Origin of the sequence: Paenarthrobacter sp. CM16 (assembly GCF_013179505.1) — a bacterium.
In the GTDB taxonomy this organism is placed as follows: Bacteria; Actinomycetota; Actinomycetes; order Actinomycetales; family Micrococcaceae; genus Arthrobacter.
Map to the genome: position 1 here is coordinate 1 of NZ_JABMCX010000174.1, position 10,278 is coordinate 10,278.

Here is a 10,278-nt window from a genome sequence, read left to right on the forward strand (position 1 = left end):
ACCATATCGGCGAGACGTTCAACGCCCTGCCAAAGTTCGTTGTGTCGCGGACCCTGGCCGACCCAGGCTGGGAGGGCACCACGGCGCTAGCGAATGTCACGGAAGTAGCCGCATTGAAGGACCGATTCAATGACATCCACGTCATCGGCAGCGGCGACCTCGCACGGTCGCTGCTCGAAGCCGACCTCGTGGATCGCCTCAACCTGTACCTCTACCCGCTCACGTTTGGCTCGGGTAAACGGCTGTTCCCGGACGGTGCCGGTGTGCCCGCTGCGTTCCGCTTGGCTAAGCCGCCGCAGGGGTTCTCGAAAGGCGCTGTTGCGCTCGTCTACGAGCGCGCGGGCGCACCCGTGACGGGCACCGACATCAGCCAGGCGTAGCGGCGCACCACTACAGGCAAACAGAAGCGTTCGACGGCGGTCCGCACCCGCCGTCGAACGTTTCTGCTTTGACTGGTCTAAAGTCCCGCGGGCACCGCGAGAGGGGCGCGCTGCACGCGCCCCCGCACAACAATGAGAGCGACGACAGCAATCAGCATGTAGATCATGTTGGCCGGGCCCGCCAACTGTAAGAGTGGGCTCTGCGGACCCGCGGCGGCCTGGTCAATGCCGCCAGTGGACAGGAAGAGCGTGGGGTCGTACAGGGCGTGCAGGATCATTGGCCAGATCAGGTTGCCGGTGGCCCGGAGAGTCAAGTACATACAAATGCCGAAGCCGAACGTAAACAGCACGGTCACCAAGACGGTGACGATCGGCATGCCTGACAAGACGTTCGCCGAATGAAGCAACGCGAAGACCAGGGAAGACAGCACCATGACCACCCACTCGGACTTTCCCGAGTCACGCAGCATCTTCACCACTATGCCGCGGGTGAGGATTTCCTCGGCAAAACCGATCAGCAAACCCGTGAGCAGCATGATGACCACCACGGATGCTTGATAGCTGCCGTAGTTGATGCCCAGAAAGCGCAGCGCAATGGCAGCCACCAGGAAGAGCGGAGCTACCCACATCCACCAACTCCCCTTGACCGGTTGCGGAGCGAACAGCGGTCTGAACCACTTCACCGAGTACACAAAGGCAGCCAGGGCCACGCTGCCAACAATCAACGACACGGTCAGGCCGACGAAGACGCTCTGAGGGGTGCGGAAAATGTCCTCGGCCACCACTTGGTCACCTGCAAGCGGGCCAATCACCAAACCGGCGCCAAGGTAAATCGCCATGTAGAGAACGGCCAGCAGGATGGCCCGCCACCAACCCCCTTTGTCCCAGAACGCTTTCCACGCTGATGAACGGACGGTTTGGTCCACGTAATGCCCCTTTGAGTCGGCGGGACGAATGATGGTCCCGCTTAGAAATCTACTGGAAGCAGATCTTGTGCCGATCGCCAGGCGTGCCGGTAGTACTCCGCGTGCACCAGACGGGCGGCGGCGTCCTCGTCGATGATCACCGTCGCCCGCGGATGCTGCTGAATGACCGAACCCGGAACGGCTGAGGACACTGGGCCTTCCAAGGCAGCTGCAACGGCCCGTGCTTTGCCGGTCCCAAAGGCCAAGAGGACCAACTGCCGTGCCCGGAGGATGGTGCCAAGCCCTTGGGTAATGCAATGGGTGGGGACTTCTTCCAAGGAACCAAAGAAACGGGCGTTATCCGCGCGCGTTTGTTCGGCCAGTGCCTTGATGCGTGTAGTGGACGCCAAGGAGGACCCAGGCTCATTGAACCCCACGTGGCCGTTGGAACCGATGCCCAGGATCTGAAGATCCACGCCTCCGGCTTCCGTGATCATGGCTTCGTATTCAGCCCCGGCCCGGGTGATGTCCGGACCTGTGCCTCGCGGGGTGAACACGTGCTCCGGAATCAGTCCCAGCGGCTCCACCACTTCGCGGGTGATCACTGAGCGGTAGCTTTCCGGGTGCTCCGGCGGGACGGCAAGGTACTCGTCCAAGGCGAAGCCTCGTACGCGGGAAACATCGATGCTGTCCTCCCGGACCATCGTGGCCAAGGCCGCATAAGTAGACAACGGCGTGGAACCTGTGGCGAGTCCCAGGACGGTGGCCGGGTTTGCGATGATCTGCTGCGCGAAGATCGCCGCGGCTACACGTCCGGCCTCGATGGGGTCGCGGACAATGATGACTTCTGCCATGGGTGTTCCTTTGGCTAGTAAAAATAGCTGTTGCTCAGTTGGGTGAGAGGGGGGCGGGCGTGCCGGCTTCCAGGCTCTTATTGGCGGCTTCCACGATCGCGACGATGCTGAGGATTTCCCGCAACGGCACATTCGGTGTCCTGTTGCGGATGGAATTCACGATCCCTTCCAAGAGGCCCACCAGCATGGGCGGGCCCGCCTCGATGGAGAACTCGGACCAGCCGCCGTCGGTCTTGATGCGCCCTGACGTAAAGGCGCTCCATTCCGCTTCGCCCGTCAACGAGACCACGCGGCCGTCTCCCCAGCGGACCGTCACGCTGGTGGCGCTGGCCGGTGACCCCGGCCTGACGGCGTCGACCGTTACCGTCTCCGGTCCGGCCCCCAGGGCGGCCACTGCGAGGTCCACCAGATGCACGCCGTACCAGGACAGGCCCGGGTGGCCGGGCTGGGTGGGGAGGGGACCTTCCAAAGACACGGACTGCCCGGTCCCGCGGGAAAGGGCCTCCTGGAACTCCGGTGTGAACCGCTTGGGAGAGCCAGCCAGGACCAATGATCCGGAGGCCTGCGCCTGGGTGAGCATGGTTCGGGCCTCCGCAAGGGTGGGAGCGAACCGCGTGTCTACGTAGATCGGCTTGCCGAACCGCACCACACGCTCAAAGTAGCCAGGGTGTGTCCGTGCATCGGAGGAGACGATCAGCAGGGCATCACAGGCTTCAGCCACCTCTTCCGGCGAGTCGCACAGGGTGACGCCCAGCCCGCTCACCTCGTCCGCGAAGTCGTCGATCCGGTCGCGGCTCAACGGAAAGTCCGACGCCGGTTCCCCCTTCCAGGCGTGCGTCACCGTGCCGCCGGGGACCACGCCGTCGGAACCGTTCCCGAAGAGCCGGGTAAACGAGGGCGCATGCGGGGAGTCGACGCCGATGAGGCCGAAACGGATGGGCGCAACATACGTCATCCCTTCACCCCGCTATGCGTGATGCTGGCGACGATGTGCTTCTGCAGGAGAGCGAAAATCACCAGGCACGGGATGAAACTGACCAGCGTTGCGGCCATGACGTTGGACGTGGAGGCCGTCTCGGTGTTCAACGTTGCCAGGCCGACGGTTAGCGTGCGGGCGGCGTCGGACTGGCCCACCACCAGCGGCCAGAGGAGGTCGTTCCAGTGCCATAGGAAGACGAAGATTGCCAGTGTTGCCAGGACAGGTCGGATCAGCGGAAGAACAATCTGCCAGAAAGTACGCCACTCACCGGCGCCGTCAATGCGGGCGGCGTCGAAGAGTTCCTCGGGCATGTCCCTGACGAACTGGCGGATGAGGAAGATCGCCTGGGCGTTGGCCAAGGTGGGCAGGATCAGGCCCCACAGGGTGTTCACGCCGCCCATCTTGGAGATGAGGATGAACGTGGGAATCAGGGTGGCCTGAACCGGCACCATCATGGTGGCGATGATGGCCCACAGCAGCGCGTTCCGTCCCGGGAACCTCTTACGGGCCAAGGCGTAGGCGGCCATGGCAGCGGTCAGCAGGACCACCACCACGGATACTGCTGAGTACAAGAAGGAGTTCCAAAGCCAGAGCGGGAATTCGCCTACGTTGAAGATGCGGACAATGTTGTCCAACGTCAACGACGACGGTAATGCGTAGGGCAGTGTGGGGGCATCCTCCGGGGAGAGCGCCAGCACGGCAACGGCGATCAGTGGCGCCACGGTGAAGAGTGAGATCACTGCCAATACCCACGTCAGGGTGCGCTGGCGGCGCTTCTCCGTGTTGCGTCGGGGGCTGCGCGGGGCGGTGCCCGTGGCGGGCCGTTGCCCAGCGGCGGGGCTGGAAACTGTGGCAGTCACTTGGAGTCCTTACCTTCGAAGAAGCGCTGCTGGATGAGCGAGAGGATGAGTACGATCACGAACAGCACCACACCGATGGCAGAGGCGTAGCCGAAGTCGAAGAACTTGAAGCCTTCATCGAACAGGAAGTAGATGAGGCTATGGCTGGCCCGGGCGGGTCCGCCTCCGGTCATCACGTAGATGGTGTCGAACACTTGGAATCCCACAATGGTTTCGATGACCAGGACGAAAAACACCACGGGCTTCAGCAGCGGAAGCGTGACGTACCAGAACGATTTCCAGGCGCCTGCACCGTCAATGCGGGCAGCCTCGTGTACCTCTGCTGGTTGGGCTTTGAGTCCGGCCAGGAAGATCAGCATGGAGTAGCCGAATCCTTTCCATACGGACACCACGGCCAGGGATAGCAGGACCAGCAGCTGGGGCCCGGAGGTGAAGGGCACAGGGCCCATGCCCAGGCCGCCCAAAGCTGCGTTCAGCGGTCCATCCGTTGAGAAGATCCACGTCCAGATGATGCCCGCCATGACGAATGAGCTGAGATACGGAATGAACAGCAACGCCCGGAAAGTCCCGGTGAATCGGACCAGTTTGTCCAAGAGGACCGCCCCGGCCAAGGAGACTCCGATGATGAACGGCACAAAGATCGCCACGTACAGGAACGTCACCTTGAGGCTTTGCCAGAAGTTTGGATCAGCAGCCAAACGTGTGTAGTTCTCTGCTCCCAGGAATTCGAAGTCGCCGTTCAGGCTGTACTCGGTCAGGCTCATGGCGCCCGCCCCGAAAATGGGGAGGAACTTGAAGAGACCGAAAATGACCAAGGTGGGGAGCACGAAAAGGATCCCGGCCAGGGCCTCGCGGTTGCGGGCTCTCTTTACTCCAAAGGGCTTGAGCGGTGGCGACGTCAGCTCAGGATGTCGGCCGGTCAGCGTGCTTCTGGTGCGGGTGTTTACAGACATGGGGTGACCAATCGGTGGTTTGGCTGGACTCAGGATGCCGAGCGCTGCAGGATGCCGCGGGCTTCTGTGGCAGCACGGTCAAGGGCTTCCTTGGCGGAAACGTCGCCGCGGAGGGCTGCCTGGATGTTCGGCGCCAAGGCGCCCATCACCTGACGTGCTACGGGCGAGGGTTCGCCGGGATTGGCGGACTTCAGGGCCTCGGCCATGGCTAGGGAATCGGCGTCCGTGCCCAACGCCGCGGCGTCCGTACGGGTGGGCAGGTTGCCCGCAGCGGCGTTGAGGGCCTTCTGGGACTCAGCTGAGCTCAAGTAGCTCATCACCGTGTAGGCGGCTTCGCGGTTTTCCTTCTTGTTGATGGAAGTCAGTGCAAGCAATCCCGGGTTGCCGTAGGTGGCCTGGACCTTGCCCTGCAAGGGAGCGCCCAAGGCAACGTTTTCGGCGCCGAGGGCGGCCCTCATCTGCTTCAGTTCAGGCAGGGATGTGGTGGCACGCATTGCGGCCTTGCCGGTGGCGATCGGCGCACCTTCAACCTTGGGACCATCCGTGGCGGCATCTGCAGGCAGCCCGCCAAGCTTCTTAAGGTCCACCAGCAATTGCAGCGCCGAAACTCCTGCCTCGGAGTCGAAAGCAACGTCCTTGGCATCATCGGTGAACACTGTGCCGCCTGCCTGCCACAACAGGGGATAGAAGGACAGGTTCAACGTTTGTTCCGGGCTCCCGGCGTAGTCCATGACGGCGATGCCCTTCTTCGCCAGAACCGGCGCGGCACTGCGGAGATCGTCCCAGGTCTTGGGCAGCGGAATCCCGGCGTCCGCGAAAATCTTGGTGTTGTACGCGGTGGTATTGATGTTCTGGAACAACGGGACTCCGAACACCTCTTTGTCGAACGTCGCCGCTTCCAAAGTCCCGGGGTAGAAGTTGTCCTTGTCCTTCTCAACGGCTTTGTCTACTGGCAGCAGGCCACGAACGTTGCGGTAGGTGGCAGCTTGGTCCGGCGTAATCAGTACGACGTCGGGACCCGAGCCCGCGGCCAGCGCCGCTGAGATCTGGGCGTCCCGCTTGTCGAACGTCTGGAGTTCAATGGTCAGGTCAATTCCCGGGTTGGCTTTCTCAAAGCTGGCTTCGGTGTCCTGCCAGAATTTCTTGCTGGCTGTCTCGTCCTTGATGACGGGGTACATCCAGAGCGTCACCTTCCCGGTGGCCTGGCCGCCGTCGGACGTTGAAGAACCAGCCGAACCGCAGGCGGTGAGAGTCAAAGCGGCGGTGACGACGGCGGCAGTGGCCACAGTGGCACGGCGCATCTTTCGAGTGAACATGGTGGCTACTTTCTGGTGAGGGTGGCTTCTTGGATCGCGTCGATCGCGATCTGGTGGCGGCTGGCTGCAACGGGGGCGGTGAGGAGGGGATCGCCGCATTCGCGCATCCAGTCGAAGAGGGCAGCGGAGAGGTCCCTGAGGGTCTCCAGCTGATCCGGATGGTCGGCGATATTGTCCAGTTCCTCAGGATCTGCTGTGAGGTCGTAGAGCTCCATTTCAGGGCTGGTGCCAATGGTTGGCCCGCCGAGATCTGCCGGCAGGCTGCGGTGGATCCACGATTGTGTGGGATCCATGGCGCGCGGTGCGTTGGAAAAGTTGACGATCAGCTTGTGCGTTGATGTGCGCACTGATCGCTTGGGGTCGTAATAGGTGTGGTAACTCAACTGGCTGAAGCAGTGGCTCCGCGGAGTGTCTCCCGATTCAACGGCGGGCCGCAGGCTTGTTCCGGCCAGACCCTCCGGCGTCGGCAGTCCGGCCAGGTCCAACAAGGTGGGCAGGACATCTACGTGGCTGACCATGTCCGTCACGCGTCTTCCGGGCCACGCCGGGTTGCCGGGATGGCGAAGCATCAGCGCAACGCCGAGTCCGGCGTCGTACAGGGTGCATTTGGCGCGTGGCAGCGCAAGCCCATGGTCGGTGGTGAACAGCACCAGCGTCTGGTCGCGGAGGCCGAGCGAATCGAGTTCCGCGAGGATGCTGCCAACACCCTCATCCATGTGTTTGACTGCGCCTTGGAGCTCGGCGATTTCCTCGCGGGCACCGTCGTCGTTCACCAGGTGAGCTGGAACGGTGTGTCCCAGGGACGCATCCGGATTCACGCCGTCGGCCAGAAAACCCATGACCCCGGGACGGTCCCTCCGGGAGGGCACCCTGTGCGGCTCAGTGAAGCCGACCTGCAGGTAGAAAGGCCGCTCGCTGCCGGACATCCGTCGCAAGGCGTCAGTGGCGCGATGCACGACGACGTCCCGGGCCCCTCCCGTACGGGCGTGGTCGAAACCGAGTCTGGCGGCCACCACTTCATCGTCCAAGACACGCGATTCGTGGTGCACGCCTACCAGTTCGGTTTGGTACCCCACGGACTTGAGGCGGTAGGCGATGTGGTCTTTCGGTTCTTTGAGATCCCAGGCGAACGGTTCATGTGTGAGGCCGAGGACGCCGTTGCTCTGGGGATACGTACCTGTGAACAGCGAGGCCCGGGCGGGGCTGCAGTGCGGAGCCGTCGCGAAGGCTTGTTCGAAGAGTGCTGACTCATCGGCCAACGCGTCCAGGTTTGGCGTGGAGACGGTTTCCACGCCGTACGTACCCAGGAAACGGCCGAGGTCGTGGCAGTGGATCAAGAGGATGTTGCGCACGTTCAGCCCATCCTTTCCAGGTCGGTCCGGGTGAGGGCGTGTTCCATGGGCTGGCCGCTGATAAAGCGCCGGAGCTCGTCAACGACGATGCCGCCGGCACGCCGACGCGAGTCAACGGTGGCTCCGGCAAGGTGCGGTGTGAGGAGGACGTTCGGCAGTGAACGCCAAGGGTCATCCATCAGGAGGGGCTCGGAGTCGAAGACATCCAACGCAGCGTCTATACGGCCCGAGTGCACCTCCTTATAGAGGGCTTCCATGTCAACGATGGTGGAACGGGCGGTGTTCACGAACGCTGCTCCATCCGGGAGGAGGGCCAGTTCGCCGGCCCCGATCAGGCCCACGGTTTCATTGGTGGCGGGGGCGTGGATGGCGACGACATCGCTGTTTGCCATTAAGCCATGCAGGGTGGTCGAACTGGCTGCGAGGGGATCTCCACTGGCCAGGTACGGATCATAAACATGTACGTCTGCGCCCAGCGCCCGGCAGGCGTCGATGTAGCGGCGTCCTGTCCTTGAGGCGCCAACTACGCCTATGCGCGCTCCGGAGATTTCGCGGGCTCGGCTGACATTGCGGGCGTCGTCCCAGTTGGCACCGGAACGGAGGCTGTGATCGAGTCGATGCACACGGCGCAGCAGGTTCAGGGTGAAGGTCAGCGAGAGCTCCGCGACAGCTGGCGCCATGGCAGCTCCTGCTTGGGAGATGGGGATGCCGGTGGCCCAGAATGCCTCGCTGACCAGTGCATGCAGCGACGAGGCGGCGTGGACAACGCACTTGAGGTGCGGGGCCAGTGCGAGGTGTTCGGCGTCCAAGCGCGGGAATCCCCAGGCAGTGACGAAGATGGCTGTTTCCGCGGCCGCGGCGGCAAAGGCCTCCAGGGACTGCAATTGGGCAGGAGCGATGACCGTGACGTTCCCGAGCTGGTCCAGTGCGGTGCGGGTTTCAGGAGAAATGAACGCCGCGCGTTCCGCGTCCGGGATGCTCAGGAGAATCCTCGGCCGGGAGGTGGTGGGTGGCGGTGGTGTTGATGCAACGCCGTTGTTGATGTTCATGGGTTGAGATTGCCAGTTTCAATATCTTTTGTCAATGACTAAAGTAAGTATCATGGAGAGTGTGAAAGCAACCGCGCTACGGATGCCAGAATGGGTGGGATCCTTTGCGGCGCAACAACAGGAGCCACCAGCAATGAAGCCACGCGCAGGCAGCAAGGCCCTGATCCGGGAGATCAACGAAGCCCTTGTGCTCGATGTCGTGCGCACCCAATCGCCTGTTTCCCGGGCAGCCATCACAGCCAGGACCGGCTTGAGCGCCGCAAGTGTCACAGGAATCACCGGCAAGCTCATCCAGTCCGGCCTGTTGGTGGAAACCGAGATTGCCCCCAGCACGGGTGGAAGGCCCGCCCGTCTGCTTGAACTCGGCCGCGAAGGCGTTTTCGCTGCAGGGGTGAGGTTGTCCGCCGCGGAAGCACACGCCGTCGTGGTCGATTTGCGAGGTGACGTAGTGGCCGCGCATAACGAGCCACTGGCATCCACCAAACCTGCAGAAGCCGCTGCAGCAGCGGCGAGGGCCGTACGTGCTGCAGCTGGCGGCAGGGAGGCCAGGCTCATCGGAGTGGGGGCAGCCGTCTCCGGCGTGGTCGATCAAGCCAGCGGCTTGGTGCGTCACAGCGGGGCGATGAGCTGGGCTGACATTGCGTTCCAATCGCTCCTCGAAGAAGCAGCCAAACACCCCGTCATCATTGATAGTTACGTCAACGCGTACGCACGCGGGTTGCTGTTCGACGACGTTTCCAAAGGCCGGGAAATGCTGATTTTCAGCGTCGGCACCAGCTTGGGTGCCGCCGTCGTGGTTGAAGGCCGCATCCAGCGGGGCTTCAACGGTGCCGCGGGTGGCTTCGCCCATTCGCGTGCCATCACCGGACCCGGGCCGGCCAGACCGTGCCACTGCGGTGCCGAGGACTGTTTTGAAACCCGCGGCAGCCTGTGGGGCATGCAACGGGAGTTGGAGCGAAGCGGTCAGGACCGGGAACTGGACCCCGACGCCGACTCCGCACTGATTGCCGACGCCGCCTTGCATTTGGGAATCGGCATGGCGAACGCGGCCAAGGTGCTCGGGCCCGAGCAGGTGGTGGTGGGTTTTGCGCCCGAAGCCGATCTGGGGACCTTTGCCGAGCAGACCAAGCACTCGTTTGTGCGCCAATACGACCACGCGAATACTCCGCCTCCATTGTTTGATGCATCCGTTGCAGATCCGGTAGCGCTGGCCCGAGGTGCTGCGTGCTCAGTTCTTGCGGGACTATTTACCGCCACCCCAACTGGGTAGCAGTAAATGCCGTTTAGAGGGCTCTGAACGGCATCTACTGCTACTTACTTTGGTTGGCTTAGCGCCGCATGGTCTGCATCGCCTGCTGATCGTCAATCCGGACGAGGTTCGGGCCACGCAGGGTGTACAGCAGGCCGTCCTCATCGGCTGTGATGTGGGGTCCGCTGTACCAGCCGCCGTTGATGTCCGCCACAACAACGGACACCGCGAATGTCGCTGGATCAATGCGGAAGACTGTGGTGTCCGAAACGCCGTACACGATTCCGCGGCTGATCTGGAGCGCGCCGAAGTCCGTGCACACGGTGCTCAGGTCACCGCGGTGAACCACTTGCCGGGTGTCCAGGTCAATGACGAACAAGC

At 62.8% G+C, this 10,278-nt stretch carries 10 protein-coding genes and 1 pseudogene; 2 read left to right on the top strand and 9 right to left on the bottom strand.

The genetic code is table 11. The annotated features are described in order from the left end of the window. The coding region (locus HP499_RS15265) for a dihydrofolate reductase family protein (protein ID WP_172325059.1) at window positions 1–380 on the top strand (380 nt) is incomplete at its 5' end. A 77-nt stretch (window positions 381–457) separates the two neighbouring features. On the opposite strand, the gene HP499_RS25495 is transcribed toward HP499_RS15265, so the two are convergent. The 8 genes from HP499_RS25495 to HP499_RS15305 are packed head-to-tail and all read right to left on the bottom strand — an operon-like array spanning window position 458 to window position 8,648. Further along, window positions 458–1,306 carry a CPBP family intramembrane glutamic endopeptidase gene (locus HP499_RS25495; RefSeq protein WP_172325061.1) on the bottom strand — a complete coding sequence of 283 codons (849 nt, stop codon included), beginning with the start codon at window positions 1,304–1,306 and terminating at the stop codon, window positions 458–460. A 41-nt stretch (window positions 1,307–1,347) separates the two neighbouring features. After that, window positions 1,348–2,139, bottom strand: a complete 792-nt coding sequence (locus HP499_RS15275) for a glucosamine-6-phosphate deaminase (RefSeq protein ID WP_172325063.1) — start codon at window positions 2,137–2,139, stop codon at window positions 1,348–1,350. A 34-nt stretch (window positions 2,140–2,173) separates the two neighbouring features. Next, window positions 2,174–3,094, bottom strand: a complete 921-nt coding sequence (locus HP499_RS15280) for a Gfo/Idh/MocA family protein (RefSeq protein WP_172325065.1) — start codon at window positions 3,092–3,094, stop codon at window positions 2,174–2,176. Then, window positions 3,091–3,978 carry a carbohydrate ABC transporter permease gene (locus tag HP499_RS15285; protein ID WP_172325067.1) on the bottom strand — a complete coding sequence of 296 codons (888 nt, stop codon included), beginning with the start codon at window positions 3,976–3,978 and terminating at the stop codon, window positions 3,091–3,093. The genes HP499_RS15280 and HP499_RS15285 overlap by 4 nt, the downstream gene beginning before the upstream one ends. Then, window positions 3,975–4,931: a carbohydrate ABC transporter permease gene (locus HP499_RS15290; RefSeq protein WP_172325069.1), complete on the bottom strand. Its 957-nt coding sequence runs from the start codon at window positions 4,929–4,931 to the stop codon at window positions 3,975–3,977. Before HP499_RS15290 ends, HP499_RS15285 begins: the two co-directional genes overlap by 4 nt. Window positions 4,932–4,960: 29 nt before the next feature. Continuing rightward, window positions 4,961–6,247: an extracellular solute-binding protein gene (locus HP499_RS15295; RefSeq protein WP_216660040.1), complete on the bottom strand. Its 1,287-nt coding sequence runs from the start codon at window positions 6,245–6,247 to the stop codon at window positions 4,961–4,963. 5 nt (window positions 6,248–6,252) lie between these two features. Continuing rightward, window positions 6,253–7,599: a sulfatase gene (locus HP499_RS15300; RefSeq protein WP_172325071.1), complete on the bottom strand. Its 1,347-nt coding sequence runs from the start codon at window positions 7,597–7,599 to the stop codon at window positions 6,253–6,255. 2 nt (window positions 7,600–7,601) lie between these two features. Continuing rightward, window positions 7,602–8,648: a hydroxyacid dehydrogenase gene (locus HP499_RS15305; RefSeq protein ID WP_172325073.1), complete on the bottom strand. Its 1,047-nt coding sequence runs from the start codon at window positions 8,646–8,648 to the stop codon at window positions 7,602–7,604. Window positions 8,649–8,781: 133 nt separating this feature from the next. Between HP499_RS15305 and HP499_RS15310 the strand changes: the two genes are divergently transcribed. Then, window positions 8,782–9,918, top strand: coding sequence for an ROK family protein (locus HP499_RS15310; protein ID WP_172325075.1), 1,137 nt, complete (start codon window positions 8,782–8,784; stop codon window positions 9,916–9,918). A 58-nt stretch (window positions 9,919–9,976) separates the two neighbouring features. Here the strand turns inward: HP499_RS15310 and HP499_RS15315 are convergent. Further along, window positions 9,977–10,278 (bottom strand): annotated as a pseudogene (locus HP499_RS15315) (hypothetical protein); the annotation flags it as partial.

Coding starts and splice junctions, on each gene's coding strand:
- HP499_RS15275 (WP_172325063.1), bottom strand. CDS start 2,139: ATGGCAGAAGTCATCATTGTCCGCGACCCCATCGAGGCCGGACGTGTA.
- HP499_RS15305 (WP_172325073.1), bottom strand. CDS start 8,648: ATGAACATCAACAACGGCGTTGCATCAACACCACCGCCACCCACCACC.
- HP499_RS15310 (WP_172325075.1), top strand. CDS start 8,782: ATGAAGCCACGCGCAGGCAGCAAGGCCCTGATCCGGGAGATCAACGAA.
- HP499_RS15290 (WP_172325069.1), bottom strand. CDS start 4,931: ATGTCTGTAAACACCCGCACCAGAAGCACGCTGACCGGCCGACATCCT.
- HP499_RS15295 (WP_216660040.1), bottom strand. CDS start 6,247: ATGTTCACTCGAAAGATGCGCCGTGCCACTGTGGCCACTGCCGCCGTC.
- HP499_RS15280 (WP_172325065.1), bottom strand. CDS start 3,094: ATGACGTATGTTGCGCCCATCCGTTTCGGCCTCATCGGCGTCGACTCC.